General features: G+C 49.6%; 20 protein-coding genes and 2 tRNA genes. 8 read left to right on the top strand and 14 right to left on the bottom strand.

Annotated features, from left to right (window positions below):
• The 3 genes from BKD14_RS12325 to BKD14_RS12315 form a co-directional block, all read right to left on the bottom strand.
• Positions 1–197: GTP-binding protein (locus BKD14_RS12325; protein ID WP_075656340.1), on the bottom strand; the 197-nt coding region annotated here is incomplete at its 3' end.
• 216 nt (positions 198–413) lie between these two features.
• A tRNA-Gly gene (locus tag BKD14_RS12320) sits at positions 414–487 on the bottom strand.
• A 25-nt stretch (positions 488–512) separates the two neighbouring features.
• Positions 513–597, bottom strand: a tRNA-Tyr gene (locus BKD14_RS12315).
• Between the two features lie 280 nt (positions 598–877).
• Between BKD14_RS12315 and rlmB the strand changes: the two genes are divergently transcribed.
• On the top strand, positions 878–1768 hold the full coding sequence (rlmB, locus tag BKD14_RS12310; RefSeq protein WP_075656338.1) for a 23S rRNA (guanosine(2251)-2'-O)-methyltransferase RlmB: 891 nt from the start codon (positions 878–880) through the stop codon (positions 1766–1768).
• A gap of 212 nt (positions 1769–1980) precedes the next feature.
• Here the strand turns inward: rlmB and BKD14_RS12305 are convergent, their stop codons facing one another.
• Together BKD14_RS12305 and BKD14_RS12300 are read right to left on the bottom strand one after the other, a co-directional pair.
• Positions 1981–2415 (bottom strand): CBS domain-containing protein, encoded by a 435-nt coding sequence (locus BKD14_RS12305; protein WP_022710935.1) that lies wholly within the window; start codon positions 2413–2415, stop codon positions 1981–1983.
• Between the two features lie 186 nt (positions 2416–2601).
• A complete protein-coding gene (locus BKD14_RS12300; protein ID WP_075656336.1) occupies positions 2602–3339 on the bottom strand; it encodes a rhomboid family intramembrane serine protease in 738 nt (245 codons plus the stop codon).
• A gap of 664 nt (positions 3340–4003) precedes the next feature.
• On the opposite strand from BKD14_RS12300, the gene BKD14_RS12295 reads away from it, so the two are divergent.
• The 3 genes from BKD14_RS12295 (at position 4004) to BKD14_RS12285 (ending at position 7045) form a co-directional block, all read left to right on the top strand.
• Complete coding sequence (locus BKD14_RS12295; RefSeq protein ID WP_075656334.1) at positions 4004–4966, top strand: PAS domain-containing protein; 963 nt, start codon at positions 4004–4006, stop codon at positions 4964–4966.
• Between the two features lie 191 nt (positions 4967–5157).
• Positions 5158–5787 carry a PilZ domain-containing protein gene (locus BKD14_RS12290; protein WP_075656332.1) on the top strand — a complete coding sequence of 210 codons (630 nt, stop codon included), beginning with the start codon at positions 5158–5160 and terminating at the stop codon, positions 5785–5787.
• A 664-nt stretch (positions 5788–6451) separates the two neighbouring features.
• Positions 6452–7045 (top strand): transglutaminase-like cysteine peptidase, encoded by a 594-nt coding sequence (locus tag BKD14_RS12285; RefSeq protein ID WP_075656443.1) that lies wholly within the window; start codon positions 6452–6454, stop codon positions 7043–7045.
• Between the two features lie 108 nt (positions 7046–7153).
• Here the strand turns inward: BKD14_RS12285 and BKD14_RS12280 are convergent, their stop codons facing one another.
• Positions 7154–7684, bottom strand: a complete 531-nt coding sequence (locus BKD14_RS12280) for a gamma carbonic anhydrase family protein (RefSeq protein WP_075656330.1) — start codon at positions 7682–7684, stop codon at positions 7154–7156.
• A 29-nt stretch (positions 7685–7713) separates the two neighbouring features.
• The gene (locus BKD14_RS12275) at positions 7714–8169 is read right to left on the bottom strand and encodes an NUDIX domain-containing protein (RefSeq protein WP_075656328.1); all 456 of its coding nucleotides are present in this window, start codon (positions 8167–8169) and stop codon (positions 7714–7716) included.
• 162 nt (positions 8170–8331) lie between these two features.
• Between BKD14_RS12275 and BKD14_RS12270 the strand changes: the two genes are divergently transcribed.
• Positions 8332–9309: a metallophosphoesterase gene (locus BKD14_RS12270; protein ID WP_075656441.1), complete on the top strand. Its 978-nt coding sequence runs from the start codon at positions 8332–8334 to the stop codon at positions 9307–9309.
• Here BKD14_RS12270 and BKD14_RS12265 read toward each other — a convergent pair.
• The 3 genes from BKD14_RS12265 to BKD14_RS12255 form a co-directional block, all read right to left on the bottom strand.
• The gene (locus tag BKD14_RS12265; RefSeq protein ID WP_083647079.1) at positions 9272–9931 is read right to left on the bottom strand and encodes a hypothetical protein; all 660 of its coding nucleotides are present in this window, start codon (positions 9929–9931) and stop codon (positions 9272–9274) included. The genes BKD14_RS12270 and BKD14_RS12265 overlap by 38 nt on opposite strands.
• A gap of 134 nt (positions 9932–10065) precedes the next feature.
• The gene (gene leuA, locus BKD14_RS12260) at positions 10066–11772 is read right to left on the bottom strand and encodes a 2-isopropylmalate synthase (RefSeq protein WP_075656326.1); all 1707 of its coding nucleotides are present in this window, start codon (positions 11770–11772) and stop codon (positions 10066–10068) included.
• Positions 11773–12228: 456 nt separating this feature from the next.
• Positions 12229–13137, bottom strand: a complete 909-nt coding sequence (locus BKD14_RS12255) for a cation diffusion facilitator family transporter (RefSeq protein ID WP_028233639.1) — start codon at positions 13135–13137, stop codon at positions 12229–12231.
• Between the two features lie 659 nt (positions 13138–13796).
• Between BKD14_RS12255 and BKD14_RS12250 the strand changes: the two genes are divergently transcribed.
• Together BKD14_RS12250 and BKD14_RS12245 are read left to right on the top strand one after the other, a co-directional pair.
• Positions 13797–14705, top strand: coding sequence for a cation transporter (locus tag BKD14_RS12250; RefSeq protein WP_075656324.1), 909 nt, complete (start codon positions 13797–13799; stop codon positions 14703–14705).
• Positions 14706–14832: 127 nt separating this feature from the next.
• Positions 14833–15306 carry a YccF family protein gene (locus BKD14_RS12245; protein WP_075656322.1) on the top strand — a complete coding sequence of 158 codons (474 nt, stop codon included), beginning with the start codon at positions 14833–14835 and terminating at the stop codon, positions 15304–15306.
• Positions 15307–15395: 89 nt separating this feature from the next.
• Here the strand turns inward: BKD14_RS12245 and BKD14_RS12240 are convergent, their stop codons facing one another.
• Both BKD14_RS12240 and putA read right to left on the bottom strand, forming a co-directional pair.
• Positions 15396–17567, bottom strand: a complete 2172-nt coding sequence (locus BKD14_RS12240; RefSeq protein WP_139316410.1) for an anthranilate synthase — start codon at positions 17565–17567, stop codon at positions 15396–15398.
• A gap of 889 nt (positions 17568–18456) precedes the next feature.
• Positions 18457–21615: a bifunctional proline dehydrogenase/L-glutamate gamma-semialdehyde dehydrogenase PutA gene (putA, locus tag BKD14_RS12235; protein ID WP_075656318.1), complete on the bottom strand. Its 3159-nt coding sequence runs from the start codon at positions 21613–21615 to the stop codon at positions 18457–18459.
• 125 nt (positions 21616–21740) lie between these two features.
• Between putA and BKD14_RS12230 the strand changes: the two genes are divergently transcribed.
• Positions 21741–22202: an Lrp/AsnC ligand binding domain-containing protein gene (locus BKD14_RS12230; RefSeq protein ID WP_075656316.1), complete on the top strand. Its 462-nt coding sequence runs from the start codon at positions 21741–21743 to the stop codon at positions 22200–22202.
• A 69-nt stretch (positions 22203–22271) separates the two neighbouring features.
• Here BKD14_RS12230 and zigA read toward each other — a convergent pair whose 3' ends face one another.
• Positions 22272–23477 (bottom strand): zinc metallochaperone GTPase ZigA, encoded by a 1206-nt coding sequence (gene zigA / locus BKD14_RS12225; RefSeq protein ID WP_075656314.1) that lies wholly within the window; start codon positions 23475–23477, stop codon positions 22272–22274.
• 255 nt (positions 23478–23732) lie between these two features.
• A complete protein-coding gene (locus BKD14_RS12220) occupies positions 23733–23939 on the bottom strand; it encodes a DUF3126 family protein (protein ID WP_022710917.1) in 207 nt (68 codons plus the stop codon).
• Positions 23940–24009: the final 70 nt, after the last annotated feature.

Genomic DNA, 24009 nt, shown 5'->3' with positions numbered 1-24009 from the left:
TCATATTCAACGTGCGAGGTCGAAATGGTGATACCGCGGGCTTTTTCTTCCGGTGCGTTATCGATCTGGTCGTAAGCGCGGAAGTCACCAAAGAACTTGGTGATTGCAGCTGTCAACGAGGTCTTACCATGGTCAACGTGACCGATTGTGCCGATATTGACGTGCGGTTTGGTACGTTCAAATTTGCTCTTTGCCATCGCTGTCGCTCTCTTTCACCACAACGCTTAATTTAATGCGCTGCAACAATTTTAATTGCCATATAACTTACCCTACGACCTGACAGTCAAGGATATTATATAGTAGAACTAAAGCCCCGCCCCGCTACCGGATCGGAACTCTATCAACTCGCTTCCGGCTTAAGCTTTATTCAAAGCCCGCCAAGTTACTCACGCCAAACCGCCCTGAAATAAATCTGGAGCGGGTAGCGGGAATCGAACCCGCGTATTCAGCTTGGAAGGCTGCTGCTCTACCATTGAGCTATACCCGCGCACTCTAAACTCCTGCTCTGGCAGTGGTGGAGGAGGTTGGTTTCGAACCAACGTAGGCTAAGCCAGCGGATTTACAGTCCGCCCCCTTTAACCACTCGGGCACTCCTCCAGAAACTCACTGCAAGCAGAGTTGAGCGACTAGGCATTCCGTTCACTGTGACCCCGTAGCGCTTGGCTCGTTTGTCGCTGTGAACGAGGCGGGTTATGCCGATAACACCCTGATAAGTCAACAGCTCTTTTTGAAAAAAATGCACAAAATTTTCACAGGCTTATCAATCATCCACAATATAGGGCTTTTCAGGGGTAGTTTTTTCGCATCATGAAACTTTCCTGCCTGTGAATAAGGAAAGATGCTACCTTGAAGACAGGAAAATCGGTATAGAGCGCTCATGAAAGATAAAAAATCGTCACCGGACTCATCCGGCTCCTCCTCCGGCACACCAAAAGATTCGCATTATGCGCGTCTGCGGCGCCAGTTTCGTGATCAAAAATCCGGCGGCAGCGAACAAAATTCGCAAAATAACCGGTTCCCTAAGCGTAAACCTGTAAAAGGCACGCCTGCGGGCGACGGAATCACCCGTCTTTATGGCCTGCATACGGTAAAAGCCGCGCTGGAAAATCCGCGTCGCAAAATTTTCCGTATGATGGTCACTAAAAACGCCCTCGCCCGTCTGGAGCTGGATGAAGCAACAATCGCCCGTCTCGCTCCTGAAATGGTTGAGCCGCGCGATATTGATGCGCTGACCGGCTCCGACGCTGTTCATCAGGGTGTTCTTATTGAAACTGCAGCGCTTAAACCGCGTAAATTGCAGGATCTGAAAGAAGGCAGCCTGCTTTTGATTCTGGATCAGGTTACTGATCCGCACAATGTCGGCGCTATTTTGCGCTCGGCTGTGGCTTTCGGTGCAGATGCTTTGATTACAACATCCCGTCACAGCCCGCAGGAATCAGGCGTTCTGGCCAAATCAGCATCCGGCGCCCTGGAAATGATCGACCAGATCGAAGTGCGCAATCTTGCTGAAGCGATTCAGGAGCTGCATGAGCTGGGTTACATGACTATCGGCCTTGATTCTGAAGGCCCTCAGGAAATGGAACACACGCTCAAGGGCGACAAGATTGCTCTCGTGCTTGGCGCGGAAGGTAAAGGTCTTCGCCAGAAAACCCGCGAAACAGTTACCGCATTGGCACGGCTTGATATGCCGGGCGCAATTAAATCGCTCAATGTCTCGAACGCCGCTGCAATTTCACTTTATGCTGCCCAGCGTTTCCTGAGCAAATAACAAGTTTGAACAACAAAGCCCTGTATCGGGGATTCGCGGAGTGCCGCTTTTAACCGTGACATTCTCCTGAATCACTCAATGCAGGGCTTTTCTAGAGCGTGTCGCGATTAATAGTATTCATGGCACTCGCTCTAGATTCTTTTAATTGTCGCATGTTCGCGAACGCTAAATGAGGCCATTTAGCTGCGACATGCTTCAGTAAAATTCGGCACTCAGGCAGTGGCGATATATTGAATCATCTCGGCCGTCTCCTGTTCGGCCTGTTCAATACGACGCTTCACAACGTCACCAATCGAAATAATACCGACGAGATCACCGGCTTCATTCACCACCGGTACATGGCGGAAACGATGCCGTGTCATCATTTCCATGACATAATGAACATTGTCCTGCGGGCTGCAATGCAGCACTTTTGTCGTCATTGCTTTTGAAACCGGCAGCTGCAAGGCCTGTATTCCGTGATTAGCGCAGGCGCGCACAATATCCCGCTCGGAAAGAATCCCTGTATATCGGCCCTTGCCGTCATCAACCAGCAAAGCACCGATCCGGTGCTCTGAGAGTTGTTTTGCTGCTGTTTCCAGATTCGCATCTGACCTGACAGTGAAAACATCACTGCCCTTCTGCTCCAGAATTGCGCGTACAGTCATTATTTCCTCCCGATAATGAAACACATCACATTTTCCTCCTGAAAACAGAGAGGATTATGGCATCAGGCGGCTGACCGGCACACAAAATACTGCATAATGTTACAAGAACGGAAGAGCAGCATGCGTACTGGTGACCGTTGATTCAGTCTAACACAGAATCGCGGAAGGCGATAAAACAAAGCAGTTTCAGGAGCGTCCGCGCAGCAACAAAGCTATGCCGAAGAATCCTGCAATAAAACCGCCGATATGTGCCTCCCACGCAATGCCTGACAATTCACCGGCAGGCGTTGCATAAAGTCCTGTAATCACATTGATGAGCAGCCAGAAACCGACAAATGTCAGAACGGTGCGGTTTTGCAAAGTTTCGGCCACCGACAATAGCGGCCCGCCGAAAGCAGGTACCTGCCGCCCCGTCCCTGTATAATAAGTAACACGGCGGAAACCGAAACGCGCCGCAGCCCCCATCATGCCGGATATCGCACCGGAAGCACCGACGAGCGGAATATTACTGTCCGGATAAAGCGCATAATGGGTGAATGCCGCCAGAATGGATGTAAGTATCCAGAACAACAGAAATTTACGTGTCCCGATACGACCGGCCAATGGCGAACCAAAAGCGGCAAACCACACGCTGTTCACCGCCAGATGAGCAAATCCGCCATGCATGAAGGAATAGCTGATCGCAGTGAACCATGCTGTAATATCGGTAAAGCCGCCCCACGCACTGAAGCGCTGCGGGATAAAAGCAAAATTCAGCAGGAACCAGATATATTGCGGATCGCTCAGCAGATAGAACTGCACAATATATACAGCGGCACAGAGACCGATTAATGCCACAACAACCGGCGGCATATTAAAGACCGGCTGAGAACCGCCTTGTCCGCGGTCATCCTCTGTCCGGGTTTCATTGACCGGCTGCTGCATATTATCCTCATCATGATTTACAAATTTATCGGCAGAGTGCTGTCAGAACACAATGCGACAAGGTCTGTCTGCGGAATTTATCGCTCAAACAGGAACATAGAGCACTTCCGGTAAAAGTGGAAAGCGGTTTTGTCGCGGCATTTTACATCGCACATTTATATGCAGGCGTGAGGCAAACCTGAAACATTCCGGTGAAATTCTTGAAAACCTTGTCCAGATAAGAAAAAACCGCCTGTTAAACAGGCGGCGAACGGACAATATCGTCCGGACATAAATTCTGGAGTTCAAGCATAAGATGCAATTGGCAGCTTCCCAATAAAACGCCTGCAACTTTTGCGTAAAAGTATCTAAACATACTTAATTGATTAATGCAATCGAAGCAAAGCGTTAACCATAAATTTTATTGTTCGTGGATGTTCGGCGCTCAATCATGGCTTGTTTACGTTCCTGTGCGCATATTATCGCCATCAAACATATTCAAAAACCCGTCAATCTCAGCTCCGGCTGGGAATTTTTATCGGGCTTTGAAAATTAAAATATGTTTCGCGAAAGCAGTGTTTCAATCTGAAAGACATGCGCGCTCAACATGTTACACACAGCCGGTATTCCGCTGCAAAAGCAGAAAACATCCGGTCGCAGGAAGATACGAGGACAGCGCCATATCATGAAACATGATTGGACGGCAGATCTGCTCACATATTGGGACAGGTTGCGCGGAACCCGCGCAGCGCCGGATCGTCGTGACATCAGCCCGCGTGCGCTGGGTGGCAAGCTACCGAATATCTTCATTCTGCGTAGTGACGCTGAAATCAGCGGCGCGACAGAGCAGCCTGAGACCGCAGATATTCCGCAGGCAAAGCAATGGCAGTTCCGGCTGGCCGGTACCCGCCTCTGCACAATTTATGGCAGAGAATTGCGCAATACCCGCTTTTTATCTCTCTGGCATGATGATGTCCGTTCATGGCTTGCTGAACAGCTGCATCTCTCCGGTCTGGATTACCGCCCGCTGCGGCTGGAACATACCGGCCAGACGCTGAACGAAAAAAACTGCCATTTCGAAACATTATTAATGCCGTTGCATGAGGCAGACGGTTCCCTTGCATGGATCGGCAGCATGGTTGCGCTGGATCAGCCGCTTTGGCTTGGCAGTGAACCGCTCATCAGTAACCGCATGGGTCTCTCGGACAATAATGCTGCGCTACCGGTTCAGGATGATAATCTGAATGCGGCGAAAGGTATGAAGTCTGTTCTTCAGGTCTTGCTCGATCGCCATCACGAACTTCTGCCGAATGCAGATAATATGCCGATTGCGAAAACCGCATCAGCGGGCACTGCCCCTCTTCTTGATGAAAGCATCAGAATTGACGGTATCGGTGTAGCAGATACGGCTTTTGCCAGAGCCTTACTTCCCCAGATCGAAGCTTTGATGCCGGCTTCGCGGGCAACGGAACAAATTGTTCCGCATTCTGCCCGCCCCGCACCGGCAATAACCGGCGCACCTGCTCCTCTGACGGTTGCTGATCTCATTAAAAGTATTCATACAGCGGCACCGGAAACCGAATCTGCCTATCAGGCACCCAAGGCAGCACATCTCAAGCTGATAACCGGCGGCAAAGACAAATCCTGATTTGTGACGTCAGTATAACCGGCAGTACTGATGTAAAATTTGTTATCCCCATAGAATGGTGAAGTAAAAACGCTACAAAATTAAGCTTTTAGTAGCGTACTGTTAAATTTTATCGTATCGTATTATCGCCGGTGAAGGGGAAACACCGGCTTTCATATTTTTAGAATCGCTCAAAGGCACCTTTGAATCATATGTCGGCAGAAACACCTCCATCTTCGCACGCCTCATTCACATCGCCTGCAAAGACTGCGGAGCAACCGGATTCTGCCGTAAGACTAACCCTGAAATCACCTCTGGACGGCCGCTTCATGCGCGCTGACGGCAGTGAATATGCCTGCAAATTATGGCGTATCTCCACCAATAATGCCGACCTCACTCTGAGCGATGATGAAATCATCATCCGTGCGGACGATCATATTATTGCTTATGTAGACAATGTCGGACGGATCGAAGGCACTGTCATCAGTGTTCAGCGGGATGATTTCACGCTGCAGCTGATCCAGACTGTGCATCAGAAAAATAAACTGGCTGCAAAAATCAACTGGCTGAGCAAAAACACCAGTCAGCAGTCAGAGCAAAGACGTCATGCCCGTCATACACCTACGCGTACCGAAGCGATCCTGATCCTTGATGACGGTTCGGAACATGCCTGTAAAATTCTTGATCTGTCACTGTCCGGCGCAGCCGTCGCCACCAATCTGCGACCACCATTGCGCAGCATTGTAACACTTGGCAACAGTCAGGCGAAAGTCATGCGCCATTTTGAAGATGGCATCGGCATTGAGTTTCTGGTTCTGCAAACCGACCTGCCAAAAGACTAAAGCATCCCGCATTTAATCCTGCCCTATTATATTCATCCGGACATCGGGTGAATGCTGTGGCGCGCGCAGATTTTATCAACCGGCCCGCGTAAACGATCCGGTACTAAAGCCCCCTTTTCCCTTGTATCTATGATTCTGAGTGATCTTTGCTGCCGTGCATTAAGGGCGAGGCATCACCATTTTCAGGGCAAGCCTGTGTAAAAAGCCACGCATTCATATTTTATAGTTATCAAACGCTGAAATTCATTTTTACAAATTCGTAAAAGAACAAAACGGCTAGGTAAATATAAGCTTATCGCACACGGCACGTCTTACACCGCATATTAACCAGAGGCTGTGGACATCCGGCGGATTTCAACCCGCTGTTAACTGCACAACGCTCTGTTAACCTCAAGCTTTCACACAACCGAAACCTGCGTGAATTTTGCGTATAGTAAGTCCTAATTTTCGTTAAAACACTGATTTTACAGGCAGTTAAGGTTTACGAATTTTCACTTCTGCGTTTACTTTGTCTTATTCATATCCCTTTGGATAGTGTCAATGTCTCGCTGCCATGGTGCTCTCAACAAGGAGCGTCACAATGTATAAAAAGACAGCACATAAAAAGAGTGCCCGCAGCACAACAGCAAAGAATAAGCTGGCTGCCGCAACTCTGCTGCTTACAATGACAGTTTTAGGAACAGTGTTCGGCGGTACGACGACAAGTCAGGCTGCTCAGCCATGGATGCAGACGGAAGGCCGCACAACCCAGCCGGTCGGTCATTACGACTTCTGCAAACAGTATAAAAAAGAATGCAGCCAAACCAGCCGTTCAGAAGCCCCGTTGCAGCTCACACAGGCTCTGTGGAACAAGATCGTTCAGGTCAATGCACAGGTAAACACTGCAATTCTGCCACGCACCGATATGGAAATCTGGGGCAAGGAAGAAGTCTGGTCTTACCCGACACAATATGGCGATTGTGAAGACTATGTGCTGCTCAAGCGCCGCATGCTGATTAATGCCGGTTTTCCGGTGAATACATTGCTGATTACTGTTGTCCGTCAGAGCAATGGCGAAGGCCATGCCGTACTGACAGTACGCACAGACCGCGGTGATTTCATTCTGGATAATCTTGAAGACAGCGTCAAAAACTGGAGCCAGACGGACTACACCTATCTCAAGCGTCAGTCCGCCCGTCACAGCGGCCAGTGGGTAGACATTCGTCACGCACCGGAAATGCTGATGAGCGGTATTGCAACATCAGCGCTGGGAAATTAGAGCGCCGTGCGCCCTCTTGATCGCACAAAACTCGCTCTAACACTTTATATTTACAGCATAATTTTACCTTAAACTGATTCAAGCTTAAGAAATTATGCCGTAGAGCAATTAAGGCGCGATTTCCAGACCGCGCTGATAACGCTTACCATTGGCAACGTAATTTTGTGCGGAATCACGCAGTTTCTCAATTTGCTCTGTGGTCAGTTCCCGCAATACCCGCGCCGGTGAGCCGACAATCAGCGAATTATCCGGAAACTCTTTTCCCTCGGTGACCAGAGCACCGGCGCCGACCAGTGAGTTTTTGCCGATTTTTGCACCATTAAGAATGATTGCGCCGATTCCGACCAGACTGTTCTCACCAATCGTGCAGCCATGCAGCATTGCCCGATGGCCGATTGTGCAGCCCTCACCAATGGTCAGCGGAAAACCGATATCGGTGTGCAAAACACAATGTTCCTGCACATTCGTATCCTTACCGATATGAATCAACTCATTATCGCCTCGGGCGACAACGCCGAACCAGATCCCCGCATTTTCACCGACACGCACTTTGCCGATCAACGTCGCATCCGGTGCCAGCCAGTTACTGGCACGATGGTCGAATTGTGGATTATGGCCGTCCAACACATAAACCGGCATGGTGGTATCTCCGTTTTCTCAAGCTCAAATCACCACAACGCATCGGGCTCCGCATGGGTTGTGATCTCTTTCAAACGACGCATCGTGGCCTCTGTTACGCCGTCAGGCAAGTCACTGAGCGGAAAAAATCCGGCTTCGGCAATTTCCCAATCGGGTGAGCGCGTTCCGCTCTGTTCAAAAGACCGGCATATATACAGCGCCACATGATCGCGGTTGGAAGCTTTGGTATTTTTATACAAAGCGAAAAGTTCCGGCGTAGCAGTCAGCTCAATACAGGCCTCTTCACGCAGCTCTTTAATCAGAGCCTGTCCAAATGTTTCTCCACGTTCCACACCGCCGCCCGGCAAATGCCAGCCTTTGACATAGGTATGGCGTACCAGAAACACACTCTTTCCTTCGTCTCCGAGCACGACAGCCCTCACCCCCAGCGTCATAGGACGGCGGAACAAAAAATACGTATGAAAGAACCAGCTTTTAAAATTCATAAATCGGCTTTTCTGCAATGGTCGGAGATACTAAATATAAAGAGTACGGCTTACGATCCAGTCAATTGACAAAACTATTAGCCCGCATGCGTTTTTACACGCCAAACTCTTATATGTATGTTTTTCATTGACTATGCGCAGTTGAAAGCTAAATCTTCGCCAATGTTCAGACTTGCCCATATTTCAGACATTCATCTGTCGCCGCTGCCGCAGGTTCGCTTGCGCGAATTGGCCTCCAAACGCATCACCGGCTATATTAACTGGAAGCGTCACCGTAAAGGTGCCATGCATGACTGGGTGCTGGAAGGGCTGATTAAAGATCTGCAAAGCCACAAGCCGGATCATATTGCCGTCACCGGTGATCTGGTAAATCTCGCGCTTAATCTTGAAATTGATAATGGCTTTGAATGGCTTAAACAGCTAGGGTCACAGGAAGACGTTTCTTTCGTGCCGGGCAATCACGATGCCTATGTTCCGGGTGCGCTGGATAAATCCTGCTGCAAATGGGAACCGTGGATGCGCGGCGATGGCATCGACAATCGTGAAAAACGTCCGCAATTTCCCTATTTACGTGTGCGTGACGGTGTGGCGATTATTGGCGTCAGCTCGGCGCGTGCAACCGGTCCGTTCATGGCCAGCGGTGATTTTTTGCCTGCACAGGCAGCGCGGCTGAAAAAAATGCTGATTGAAACCGGCGAGCAAGGTCTGTGCCGCGTTATCCTGATTCATCACCCGCCGATCCGCAATGCAACACCGGCCTATAAGCGGTTGTTCGGCATTGGCCGTTTTCAGAAAGTCATCCGTGAAGCCGGTGCCGAACTGGTGCTGCACGGCCATACCCATCTGGCAACCTATAATGAAATTGCGTCTCCGCATGGCGCTGTGCCGGTAATCTGCGTGCCATCGGCCAGCCAGGCGCCTTATCCGATCGGTCATGAAGGACGAAAACCACCGGCGCGCTATAATCTGTTTTCTATTGAAGCACTTGATCAGCCGCAAAGCTGGCAATGTCACTGGCAGCAATATGGTTTTACCGGTGAAAATACTGAAGTGCAGCTGATTGGTGAACGCACATTAATGCTTGGCAAAGCTGCACCGCAAATCAGCGCGGCAACAATTCCGGCAGCATCGGCAGAGTGATGCCATAATAGTGCAGCGCTAAAATCAGCACCAGACAGCCGAGCAAAGCACCGCCTGCAAACCATAATAGTTTAATCAGCGCCGGATTTTCCGAAATTTCTGCGCTGCTACTCTGTTCTGTGGAATTTTCAGCGACAGCAAACTGCTGCGCTGCAACAGGGACATCAGAAGTCCAGTCATCCATCAGCCGCTCGCGCTCAAGAATCCGCGAGGCAATATAGCGCGTCACAGCTTCTGAAATGACCTTGATATCTTTATTATCAGCCAGAATAATCCGCCCCAGACGGGTATCACGGACAAAACGATAGCTGCGCCGGTCGCGGGCAATCATCACAAAGGCGCTGGCATCCAGCCACAAACGCGGTTGCATACCTTTATTCAGGCAGAAATCCCACTGCTCATCCGTTGCCGGCACCGCATCAAAAACCGGCTGCAAATCCTGCAACAGCAATTCCAGACGGGCAATATCCGTCTCTCTGATATCGGTAATACTGTCGAGACGGTCGGCCTGTGCAGTTTTCGCCTGCCGGATTGCAGCTTTCAGCCGGTCTTCGCCGGATAAATGTGCTTCCGGCACAGATGCAGGCGGATATATCGTGAAATCATCTTCGCTTTTATTCATACCGCCGCCTTTTATCTTGCTGCATTTTACAGGCAATCTCATGCATGGCGATTTTATGACTTTAGACCGGCATTATAACAAAAAGGCCTGAAACCGTATAGTTTCAGGCCTTTTTAGTATCACTCAGAGTGATCTTATTTAATCAGACGGTTTGCGGCAGAAACAATCGCAGCAAGCGATGACGTCACAATATTATGGTTGACCCCGACACCGAACACAGAACCCTGCGGATGCGACAGTTCCACATAGCTGATCGCCGATGCATCCGAACCGCGCTGCAACGAATGTTCCGAATAATCGGCAACGGAAATATCAATGCCGATATGTTTTGACAGCGCATCAATAAAGCCGTCCACGGGACCGGTGCCGCGTCCTTCAATGGTTTTTGTCACACCATTATCAATGATCTCGGCCTGCATAATACGGACAGCTTTATTGTCCGGATCCGCAAAAGTGTGGTGATCAACAAATTCCAGACGCGAGCCAGGCTGGCTCACATAGGCTTTCTTGAACTCTTCATAAATACGCGGTGCCTGCAGTTCTTTACCTTCATCATCCGTAATCTGCTGAATGATTTCACGGAATTCCACCTGCATCTTGCGCGGAATATTCAGACCGTAATCCTGCTGCAGGATATAAGCGATACCGCCTTTACCTGACTGGGAATTGATACGGATAATCGCTTCATAGGAACGGCCGACATCCTGCGGGTCAATCGGCAGATAAGGCACTTCCCAAACCGGCGTATTCGCGCCTTTCTTGGCTTTCATACCCTTGTTGATCGCATCCTGATGCGAGCCGGAAAACGCCGTATAAACCAGCTCACCGACATATGGATGACGCTCAGGAATAACCAGCTGATTGGAATATTCGTACACTTCCTTCATGCGGTTGATGTCCGAGCAATCCAGTTCAGGATCAATACCCTGCGTGAACATGTTCAGTGCCAGTGTCACCACATCTACGTTACCGGTGCGCTCGCCATTGCCGAACAATGTGCCTTCCACGCGGTCGGCACCGGCCATCAGCCCCAGTTCGGTTGCGGCAATACCTGTACCGCGGTCATTATGCGGATGCAGAGAGATAATCAGATTTTCACGATTATCCAGATTACGGCACATCCATTCGATCTGATCGGCATAGACATTCGGCGTATTCATTTCCACCGTGGACGGCAGATTGAGGATCAGCTTGTTTTCAGCAGTCGGTTTAACGATTTCCGTCACCGCATTACAGATTTCCAAAGCCACTTCCAGCTCGGTGCCGGTAAAGCTTTCCGGTGAATATTGGAAACGATAGCCGCCGCCTGCTTTGGCAGCCATATCCATAATCATCTTGGCGGCATCGGTGGCAATCTGCTTGATACCGGCAACATCCTTGCCGAACACAACGCGGCGCTGCAACTCACTGGTAGAATTGTAGAAATGGATAATCGGGGTCTTAGCGCCTTCCAGCGCTTCAAATGTGCGGGTAATCAATTCCGGACGGCACTGCACCAGCACCTGCAAATCCACATCATCCGGCACATTGCCTTCTTCAATCGCCCAGCGACAGAAGTCAAAATCAGTCTGGGAAGCGGACGGAAAGCCGATTTCAATTTCCGGAAAGCCCATATCCATCAGCAACTGGAACATACGTGCCTTGCGGTCATGACCCATCGGGTCAATCAGCGCCTGATTACCGTCACGCAGATCAACCGAACACCAGATCGGTGCCTTTTCGATCATTTTTGAAGGCCACTGGCGATCCTGCAAAACAGTGGTTCTGAACGGCGTGTATTTTTCAGCCGCAATCGGCATGCCTTTGCGAGGGGATTTGGAAGCGGAAATAATATTGGTCATTTTAAAGTCTCATCAGCCACAGCAACTGCAATATACAGCCGCCTTAAACACGCCCTGTCTGCTCAATTATAGAATGAAGATGCAGAAATATCGTGCACAATCGAAACGGTTTCTTTGACCGGAGCATGAGTCTGACGGCTCTGTACGACCGCCGGACGCTCCAATCAACGAGCCCGGCGATCGCCGCTAAGGCCGAGTAGAAGTAGAAGCGAGAGTGGACGCGCGCAAGACTCAGCGGCTGCAAAGCCCTGATCTGCTCCGAAGCTCACAAAAGAGCTGGTATGATGATGCGCGTTGTTCATGGGACAAATGCTATACGCCTTGATAACAAGTTGCAAGAGACTTCCCCGCAAACGAAATAAAATTACAGGCCTATTCAGAGAAAAATAAAAACGCTGCCCCGCACGATGACAGGACAGCGTTTTTATTATGAAAAATCAATGCATTAAATTTCCATCATGCAAAAGGAACGGCTGCAGTTCCCGGTGGAAGCTTTGCCTCATCCTCAGGCTCAACATGAATCACAACCCGTGAATTATCAATTTTCTCATGCAGCGCATCTTCGATGCGGTCGCAGATAATATGCGATTCACCGACTGTCATATCGGCTGCGACAACCAGATGAAATTCGATAAAAGTCACACGTCCGGCAATGCGGGTTTTAAGGTCATGTACCTCAAGTGCCCCTTCCGCATTGGTGGAAATAATATCGCGGATCTGCATTTCCTCAACAGGTTCAACACCCACATCCATCAGCCCCTGCACGGAGGCATTGATAACATGCCAGCCCTGCCAGAGAATATTTAGCGCCACAACAATCGCCAAAATCGGATCAAGAATTGACCAGCCGGTGATAATTGCTGCAACCAGACCGACCAGCACGCCTGCGGAAGTCACCACATCCGTCATAATATGTTTGCCATCAGCCAGCAAAGCCGGTGATTTGGCAGCGCGTCCCACACGGATCAGCAGCCCTGCCCAGAGCATATTAATCACGCCTGCAATCAGGTTGATGCCCAACCCAAGCCATGGTTCATCCAGCGTGCGCGGTGTTTCCAGAGCGCTCCATGCCTCACGCACAATCAGCAGTGCCGCAACAACAATCAGTACACCTTCAACCACAGCAGAAAGATATTCCGCTTTATGGTGCCCGTAAGGGTGATTACCATCTGCCGGCATAATACTGACTGTAATTGCCCACCATGCACCGACAGCAGCGATGACATTGACAATCGATTCCAGCGCATCGGAATAAAGCGCAACAGAACCGGTAAGCAGATAGGCCAGATATTTAAGCGCCATCACGCCGATGGATACCGGAATTGTCCATGTAGCCAGTCGCCGAATTCTCAGATTAGCATCCATACCCAAACCTTTTATCTCTCCGAACATGTTATTGCGCCGTTTTATTGAAAAACGACGGGACAGCCGGAGATTTACAATTTTGCAGTTTATAAAATTCGGCAGCTTATGCAGAGACTGCTTAACAGTCATCCAAAGCCGCCCTCATCGAAATAAATTCAATTCAGCACTCGCTGAGATGTAATTACCCTTAGCGCAAAATGTGCCAATTCCAAATCTCTAAAGTACCAGACCTGACATTTTTCGCTAATTTCTGCCGTCCAGTTGCAACTGGTTTTCACTCAGCGCTGTATTTTTAATAAATCAGCAAATTCATAGACTTACATATGGTTTAACTGCAAATCATTTGCAAATACAGATGAGGAAAAACTGGCAATTCGAATCAGATAACCATCCGAAACTGACGTGCCAAACGGTCAAAAAGCGGCATCTCTTTTAATTTTCATAATAATAATATATAGAGTGCCTATGCATAAATGCGCAGCTTAACATCCCGATCCGAAATTACGCACAGCAGTAATAAGACAATATCTGTCCGGATCAGCGCAGAAAAAGTGCTAAAAACAAAAAAGCAGCCAGCTAAACCGTTTTCACGGCATAAATTACTTGTGCCTTCCGGTTTCACAGATGGTTGTTCTTTCTACAAAGGCAGACCCTTTAAAATGCAACGTCTCGCACGTTTTGAACAACTGATTTTACGAAGATCAATATTTGTCACAATCTTTATCGGCCTCTTCGGAATAGTCTTCGGCATACTCTCCGGTTCCAGCGCAGTCATTTTTGACGGCATGTTCTCCTCAACCGATGCTGTCATGTCGATACTTGCCCTTTTTGTCGCGCGACTCCTGACCAGCGAAGGAACACGCCGCTTCCAGCATGGTTTCTGGCATATTGAACCACTCGTTCTCGCTTTTAACGGCATCGTGCTGATATTGTTCTGTCTCTATGCTTTCATCAACGCCGTCAGCACCTTGCTGCAAGGCGGCACAGAGCTGAATTTTGACTGGGCAATTCTCTACGCCGTGATTGTCTGTATCATCTGTTTTGTCATGATGGCCTATCAGCACAAGATCAATAAACGGCTCAAATCGAACTTTATCACGCTTGATACGCAAAGCTGGCTGATGACCGCTTTGATTACGATGGCTCTTCTGATCGCCTTCAGTCTGGCATGGCTGTTACAGGGTACAGCTTTTGAGCCATGGACGGTCTATACAGACCCCGCCATTTTGCTGTTTCTGTCGGCAGGCCTTATCTTTGTGCCGCTCAAAACAGTTCTGGGTGCATTTCGCGAAATTTTGCTGGTCACACCGGAACGCATGGATCTGCGGGTGCGCAAGATCATGGATAGAATGAAGGCCAAACATGGCTTCAAAAAATATGCCAGCTATGCAGCCAAAATCGGTCGCGCACGTTTCATTGAAATTCACATCGTTCTGCCCGCTAACTTCCCGATAACTTCGATCGCAACACTGGATGCAATCCGCGAAGAGATCGGCGAGGAAATCGGCGGCGCAGGACCGCAACGCTGGATTACTGTGAGTTTCACCGGCGACGAAGCGTGGATTTAACGGGCAAAGTAATTTTATCGTACATCAAAGATTAACACCCCAATAAATTGGACATGCAAAAAGAAAGTTTGAACCTTTAGATGAATAATTTTATTATATAATTTCACTCATAATAATGGATATAAATATGCGGTTTGCAGGAAATGTTATTTGGTTTGTTTTCGGCGGTGCAGTTCTTGCCTTGATATGGCTTTTGGGTGCAGCAGTCTTCGCTATTTCTATTATTGGCTTACCGCTGACCCGTGCAGCGATTGAAATGGCTAAAATGTCTGCATTTCCATTCGGTAAAGATGTCGTCCATGTCAGGGAGTTAGACCGCAAGGGCGTAACGGCCACCACTGCCACCACCGGAACGATAGGCTTTATATTTAATGTTCTTTGGGCATGCACCTTCGGTATCGTGCTGTTCTTTTCTTACATCATTGCCGGTATCATCAACTGCATAACCATCATTGGTATTCCATTCGGCATACAATCTTTCAAACTGGCCGGCATCTCCTTCTGGCCGGTTGGCAGACGTGTTGTCAGCATCGAACTGGCTAAGGCCGTGCGGGAAGAAAACGCCCGTATGCAGCTGCAAACTATGAGACCGTCTGCTTAATCTTGGTATTTGTCAGATACGCATATCTGCTTCAAAAAAAAGCCGCGCAACAGATGTTACGCGGCTTTTCTTTTAAACATCACTTGCAGTTATTTCTTGACGAGCTTTGACACTACATTTTCAATCATCTGCATACCGGCATTACCGCCGAGTGTCATGATTGACTCCGGATGGAACTGTACTGCAGCCACCGGTTCTTTTGCATGTTCAAAGCCCATGATAACGCCGTCATCTGTCTCAGCAGTGACGATGAAATCCGCTGGCAATGTTGCCTTATCCGCATAAAGTGAATGATAACGGCCAACGGTGACTTCCTGCCCGAGTCCATCAAACACCACGCCGTTTTTCAGAATTTTAATCCGTGACGGCTTGCCATGCATCGGAATTTCCAACTGTTTCAGCGAGCCGCCATAGGCCTCTGTCAGCGCCTGCAAGCCGAGACACACACCAAAGACCGGCAGATCACGCTCACGTGCTTTGCGGATTGTATTCGTGCAGTCGAAATCTTTCGGCGTACCAGGTCCCGGTGAAAGCACCACCAGATCCGGTTTGAAGCGGTCAAAAATTTCATCACTCACCGGCGAACGCACAGTCGCCACATTGGCGCCGGTCTGGCGGAAATAATTGGCAAGCGTATGCACGAAGGAATCTTCGTGATCGACCAGCAGAACAGAAATTCCGGTTCCTGCTTTCATAGACTGCGCCTTCTCCTGCAATTCCGGCTTGATATGCGCCTCACGGATCGCTGTCAGCATTGCCGATGCTTTCAGCTCGGTTTCGGCTTCTTCTTCCTGCGGGTTTGAATCATAGAGCAAAGTTGCCCCTGCCCGCACCTGCGCCACACCGTCTTTAATGCGGATAGTGCGCAGTGTCAGACCGGTATTCATATCACCGTTGAAATGCATCATGCCAACCGCACCGCCATACCATGCACGCGGGCTACGCTCATTTTCTTCAATGAAACGCATTGCCCATAGCTTCGGCGCACCAGTCACGGTTACAGCCCATGCATGACTGAGGAAACCGTCAAATGCATCCATCCCATCGCGCAGACGACCTTCAATATGGTCAACCGTATGGATCAGGCGGGAATACATCTCGATCTGGCGACGACCGATTACACGCACCGATTCCGGCTCGCAAACGCGGCTTTTATCATTGCGATCCACATCGGAACACATGGTCAGTTCGGATTCATCTTTTTTGGAATTGAGCAGTTTCAGAATCTGCTCTGAATCTGAAATCGCATCTTCACCCCGCTTGATCGTGCCGGAGATCGGGCAGGTTTCGATGCGGCGACCATTCACCCGCACAAACATTTCCGGTGAAGCACCGATCAGATATTCCTGATCACCCAGATTGATGAAGAAAGAATATGGTGACGGGTTAATGCTTTTCAGCTTGCGGGAAATGGCTGACGGCTGGTTTTCACATTTCTCATAGAAAATCTGCCCCGGCACGACTTCAAAAAGATCTCCGCATTTGAAGCTTTCTTTAGCGCGCTCAACCAGAGCAGCATATTCGCCCTTTTGGTGATCGCCTTTTGCCTGCAGTTTTTCAGCTGCTTTGAACACGTCAGACGGTGTTTCGCGCGGTAAGCCATCAGTTTTCTTATTGCCGACAGTGAAGTCGTAGGAATCCACCCATGCTCTTGCCGAATAATGGTCAACGACGAGAATTTCATCCGGCAAAAACAGGACCAGATCGCGCTGATCTTCAGGGCGTTTCAGCTTGTAAGTAATCGGCTCAAACTGGAAGGCCAGATCATAGCCGAAAGCACCGTAAAGGCCGAGATTGCTGTCTTCCTCGGAATAAAACAGAGAGACGATCTCACGCAGCACGGTGAAGACCGACGGCATACGCGAGCGTTCTTCTTCCATATATTGGCGTGTCGGCTCAGCAATCGTCAGCTGAATTTTCTGCTCTGTTTCATCATTAATCGTCACTTCCTGCAAAGCACCGATCACAGGGCGGATACCGCCTAGCAGAATTTCACCGCGGGCATTCAGTGCTTCAATGCGCATAGAGCGGCCTTTGGAGGTAATCACCAGCGGCGGATCAATAATTGCTGTATCCCAGCGTGTGTAACGACCCGGATATTCATAATTGGATGAAAAGACAGCGCCGCGTCTTGTATCCAGCGCATCAATACGCTTGTCGATAGCCGTTTTATAATCCACCAGATGACGGCGGCGTGCGACAGTAATGCCGCCCTGCGTGATATGATCGTGCTGATCCTGATCGGCAGTTTTTGCCATAATCGCTCTGCTCCTGTTGCTGCGATCCCTATACTGCCAAACGGCCGGTTTCGCACCTGTTTTTCAACAAAGCATCTCTGCTTTGATTTTAAGTAGATACTCAGGCGTTTCAGGATTTCAGGGCAGAAAATAAAAACGGCCGCCCGGTGAACCCCTGAGCGACCTGAATGACACTTATGCAAATGTCTGCGTTGGCCGCTAGAAGCGAGCCCACCACCAAATAAGAGATGCAAAAGTAAAATTAGTCATGCGCTATTTTTAGCTCTGTTTTTCAGACCTTGCAAGCTCTTCTGTTTTATCATTTTGCGGAAAAGATATTATTGCGCAGAACAAATACATACATCTTAAAATTGCATTTTAAATTTCATTCGAATAAACGCCGATCAAGCCCATTCAACACACGACATGAGTCTGCACTATGAGCCACCGCGTTACAAATGCTCAAACGCTCACACCCCATTCACTACATCAAACCTCTGAGAACTGCCCCAGCCGGTAAAGAGCACATTTTCATATAACAGCACAATAACAGAAGCTTATATCAAGCCATCAATCAAAAACTTCCAAAAGAAAACCCGGATCAGCAAAAAGATCCGGGTTAAAATGTCCGATATGCGAACTGTCAGGCAGGCGATCATATGGGGAAGATTTGCCCGTCCCGCTTTTCAAAAGCAATTAATTTCAAAAAAATATTATGCTCAGATCTAAAATAACTAAGTGAAGTATGCTTTTCAGTACAAGATCAAAACTACCTCAGGTTGTATTTTTCGTCAACGAAATTCTGTGCAAAACAGAAAATAAAAAATCGCCCGCCACATTTTATGCGGCAGGCGATTCTTTTTCGATAAAACGCAACATAGTGCCCTGATTGAGGGCAATCGCGTTGGCTATATTATTCGCCCATCGCGATCAGCGAAGCGTTACCACCGGCTGCTGCGGTGTTAACCGACACAACCTGCTCCAGCGCAAAGCGCAGCAGATAGTTCGGGCCACCAGCCTTAGGACCGGTGCCGGACAGGCCAGAACCGCCGAATGGCTGCGTACCGACAACCGCACCGATTGTGTTACGATTGATATAGATATTACCCACATCCAGACGCTCAACCGCACGAGCCACAACCGCTTCAATACGGCTATGGAGACCAAAGGTCAGACCGAAGCCCGAATTGGCAACCTGATCGAGAACATTATCAAGTTCAGATGCCTTCCAGCGCACGACATGGAGAACCGGACCAAACACTTCGCGTGTCAGTTCTGATGCATCTTTCAGCTCAATAATATGCGGTGCAAAGAAATGACCGGCCTGCAATTCACCTTCCGGTGTCACGCCAACCTTGGTCACTTTGGCTTTGCCCTTCATCTGCTCAACATAGTCGTTCAGCATGGTCTGCTGTTCACGATCAATGATCGGGCCGATATCTGTGGTTTCCAGAGCCGGATTGCCGAGATGCATTTCACGTGCTGCACCTTCGATCATCTTCAGCATGCCGTCAGCAACATCTTCCTGAAGATAAACAATACGCAGAGCCGAACAACGCTGACCGGCAGAGCGGAATGCCGACATAACAACATCATCCGCAACCTGCTCTGGCAGAGCAGTCGCATCAACGATCATGGCGTTCAGGCCACCGGTTTCAGCGATCAGCGGCACAATCGGCCCCTTCTTGGCGGCCAAAGTACGGTTGATTGCCCATGCTGTATCGGTCGAACCGGTGAAGCACACACCGTCAATGCGGGCATGTGAGGTCAGAGCAGCACCAACGGAACCGTCACCCGGCAGATAAATCACTGCATCCTGCGGTACACCGGCTTCGTGCAGCAGCTTGATTGCTTCATAGGCGATCAGCGGGGTCTGTTCCGCAGGCTTAGCGACAACGGCGTTACCAGCAGCCAGTGCAGCGGTCACCTGACCAAGGAAGATTGCCAGCGGGAAGTTCCACGGGCTGATACAAACGAACACACCGCGACCGCGATAACGCAGACGGTTATCTTCACCTGTAGGGCCAGGCATAATGGTTTCATTGGCAAAATGACGACGGGCTTCCGCAGCATAATAACGGCAGAAATCAACGGCTTCACGGATTTCGGCAATACCGTCATCCATTGTCTTACCGGCTTCACGCGACAGAAGATCGATGAAACAGTCGCGGTTCTTCTCCAGAAGATCACCGGCACGTTCCAGCGCTGTTGCGCGGTCTTCAACGCTCATGCGTGACCAGCCGGCGAAGCCTTTACGTGCAACTTCAACAGCTTTTGCAGCATCTTCAGCAGTTGCTTCGGCAACTGTACCCACCTGAGAACCGTCTACCGGCGACAATACAGGCTGACCGGAGCCTTTTTTAGCAAAACCGGCAAATAATGGCACTGCATCAACATTCGCCCGCGCCTTAACGATCCCGTCCATAAAAGTCCCCAATACTAGTCTGTCACCAAATTCAAGTCCGGCAGAGTTGCGACGCTGCCCATACATATCAACGGGATACGGAATATTTGCATTCCGCATGCCTCTGCCATCATTCAAAATTTCAACCGGACGCTTCAGCAGGCTTGCAACCGGCACATTTTCATCGCCCACAACGGAAACAAACGACGAGTTCGCACCATTTTCCAGCAGGCGGCGCACCAGATAAGCCAGCAGGTCGCGATAGCCGCCAACAGGCGCATAAACGCGGCAGGCAATCTTTTCACCGGCTTCTGTCACCTGTTTGAACAGGCTTTCACCCATGCCATGCAGGCGTTGGAACTCGAAACCGCTCTTATCATTTCCGGCCATTTCCAGAATCATCGCCACTGTCAGGGCGTTATGTCCGGCAAATTGCGGGAAAATATGCTTACGCTGATTCAGCATATAGCGGGCGCAAGCAATATAAGACGCATCGGTTGCAGCTTTGCGGGTGAAGACCGGATAGTCTTCCAGACCGCGCTCCTGCGTACGCTTCACTTCTGTATCCCAGTAAGCACCCTTCACCAGACGCACCATCATGCGCTGGCCGGTCTTTTCGCACAGGGAAACAATATGCTGGATAACCGGCAGAGCGCGCTTCTGATAGGCCTGAATCGCCAGGCCAAAACCATCCCAGCCAGCCAGTGACGGATCAGCGAAAACGCGGTCGATCAGATCTAACGACAGCTCCAGACGGTCTGCTTCTTCCGCATCAATGGTGAAGTTCAGATCATAGGATTTGGCTTTCTGAGCCAGCGCCAGCACATCCGGCACCAGTTCACGCATCACCTGCGCATGATGGGTTGCCAGATAACGCGGATGCAGTGCCGAAAGTTTGACCGAAATACCCATACGATCCGGCAGTTTGCCATTGCCGGCAGCTTTGCCGATTTCATCAATCGCATCGGAATAGGACTTATAATAGCGCTTGGCATCTTCTGCAGTGCGGGCACCTTCGCCCAGCATATCGAAAGAATGGCGATAGCCTTTTTTCTCAGCGACTTTGGCGCGCTTCAATGCATCGTGAATATTTTCACCCAGCACGAAATGCGAACCGAGAAAGCGCATTGCCTGTTTGGTGGCTGTGCGAACTGTCGGCAAGCCCATACGCTTAACCAGCGAAGACAGAACGCCTTCCGGTGTTTCGCCCGGACGGATAACTTTAGCTGCCAGACCCAGCCCCCATGCGGAAGCGGATACAAACCATGTATCGCCCTGCGCACGATGCTCAGACCAGTTGCCCTGTTTCAGCTTATCTTCGATCAGCTTGTCCTGTGTCGCACTATCCGGCACGCGCAGAAGCGCTTCGGCCAGCACCATCAGCGCCAGACCTTCACGGGTGGACAGGCCATATTCACGCAGGAAATCTTCAACACCGCCAATCCCTTTGGACTGCTTGCGGATATTGGTGATGAATTCCGAAGCCCGCGCATCAATGCGGCGGTTGGCGGCATCATCGAATGTTACGCTGGCCAGCAATGCACTGACCAGCTCATGGTCATCCGGTGCATAAGGCGCGGTAAAAGGCGGCAGTGGCAGGGTTGTATTTTGAGCCTTTTCAGAAACAACCTGAGGGGCGTTTGAAAGGGCTGTATTGGGCAGTGTCATAAAAAGGCTCCTGTAGAGTCTTGCGACGGGTTTTTAACTGTATATTTTATCTCATATAGTTTATCTCACTAATTAAAGTGCCTTATTCGGTGGATATCACTGCAAAAATCGGAATTTTAGCTAAAATGAAGCAAATTGACGCTATGGACAAAAAGATCCTCCGTGCATTGCAGGAGGACGGCAAGCTGACCAATGCCGAACTGGCCGAGAAAATCAGCCTGTCACAGACCGCAACGGCCGAGCGGGTCAAGCGTTTAACCCGCGATGGTTATGTGCTGGGCTACACGGCAAAGCTCTCACCAAAAATGCTCAACCGCTCCATGCTTGTCTTTGTTGAGATCAAGCTCGACCGCACAACACCGGAGGTTTTTGAAACCTTTGCCGAGGCCACAAAAAACAATCCGGTGGTGATGGAATGCCATATGGTGGCAGGCGGCTTTGATTATCTAGTGAAAGCACGTGTAGCGGACATGGAACAATATCGCCGCTTTCTGGCAGACTCCCTGCTCTCGCTACCGGGCGTACGTGAAACCCATACCTATCCGGTGATGGAGGAGGTTAAAGAAACCTCGGCAATCGGGATTTAAAAGCGTCATGCCTTTGCGTGAATCTATTTCTTCACGCAAAGGCGTATAATATTGTTTTAAAATAATAAATTATGCTGCGCGCTGATCCCATGGCTCGAACGGATCGTAAAGCGATGCCCATTCATCGGGCACAAAATTATCGGCTTCAACCAGACAATTATCCAGCGCAGCCCGTATTGCCCCCTCATCCATCGCGGCAGTACCGATAAAAACCAGTTCCTGCCGCCGGTCACCCCAGAACGGATCAAGATAAGGCTGCATAGACTGACGCCAACCCTCATCTTCCGGCCAATATTGTTTCGGGATTGACGCCCACCACAATCCGCGCTTGCCGGTGCGCAATAATGCCCCCGCCTGACTAAGCTCACCCACATAGCGCGGGCGGGTGGCCAGCCAGAAAAAACCCTTCGAGCGGATCAGCCCTGCCCAACTTTGCTGAATGAAGTCATGGAATTTAGCCGGATCAAACGGGCGGCGCTCACGATAGACAAAAGAACAGATGCCATATTCCTCAGTCTCCGGCACATGATCTTTAAAACCATAGAGTTCTTTAAACCATAACGGATGTTGCTCGGCCTTTTCAAAACTGAAGCGGCCGGTATTCATGATCTTCGCCAAAGGCACTTTGCCGAAGTCAGCATCAACCACATCGCAGTCCGGATTGAGTGCGCGGATAATTTTATAAATATCTTGTCTTTGCGCGGGCGAAACTTCGCTGATCTTATTCAGCACCACGACATCGGCAAACTCGATCTGCTCCACCAGCAAATCCACAATACCGCGTTCATCGCCCTCACCGGCTGTCTCGCCACGATCGCTCAGAAAATCCTGCGATGCATAATCGCGCAGCAGATTGGCGCTGTCGACAACCGTTACCATCGTATCCAGCCGCGCCACATCAGAAAGGCTGAAACCTTCCTCATCGCGAAACTCAAAAGTCGAGGCTACCGGTAAAGGCTCGGAAATACCGGTCGATTCAATCAGCAGATAATCAAACCGCCCCTGTTTTGCGAGCTGCGTCACCTCCTGCAAAAGATCATCGCGCAGAGTGCAGCAGATACAGCCATTGGTCAGCTCAACCAGTTGCTCCTGTGTGCGGGACAGATTGGCACCGCCATCACGCAGCAAAGCCGCATCAATATTCACTTCACTCATATCATTCACGATCAGGGCAACACGCACCTCTTCACGATTGTTCAGAATATGGTTGAGCAAAGTGGTTTTTCCGGCGCCCAAAAAACCGGACAAAACCGTGACAGGTAAACGTTGTTCCATTTCATCTCCTGAATATCGCCATGTTATGGGTCATGCGCGCTTCAGCGCACAGCCCGTCATTATCGGAAAGGCGATATTGATATGTTATAATATAACACATCACAAGAGATTTTACGCTATTGCGACCTGATTACACAGATTGAAGGCTTACATATAAAAACGGCGGCTGATGCGAATGAATCTCTTCATGCATAAGCCGCCATAAATATTTGTAATTCAAAAGATTTTTAACTTCAGCAAACAGGGTTGCTAAAATTACAGATCCATTTCCAGAATGGCCATGGAGAAGTTGTAGGACAGTTCGCCCTCATCTTCATCCTTATAGATGATGCCCAGAAACTCATCATCCATATAGACTTCGCAGGAGTCATCCTTACGCGGACGCGCCTTAACAGTCAGGTTCTGATTATCAAAAGTCCGCTTGAAATAGGCGTCCAGTTTCTTAATTTCTTCGGGTTTCAAACGGATTCTCCTGTTTCATTTTACGGGGCTGTCTCATGCGCCCCTGTGCCCGATATGTAAAGGGGCAACA

The organism is Pseudochrobactrum sp. B5 (assembly GCF_001939785.1).
GTDB lineage: Bacteria > Pseudomonadota > Alphaproteobacteria > Rhizobiales > Rhizobiaceae > Pseudochrobactrum > Pseudochrobactrum saccharolyticum.
The sequence above is the reverse complement of the archived record's forward strand: the minus strand, read 5'-3'. Positions and strand labels throughout refer to the sequence as shown.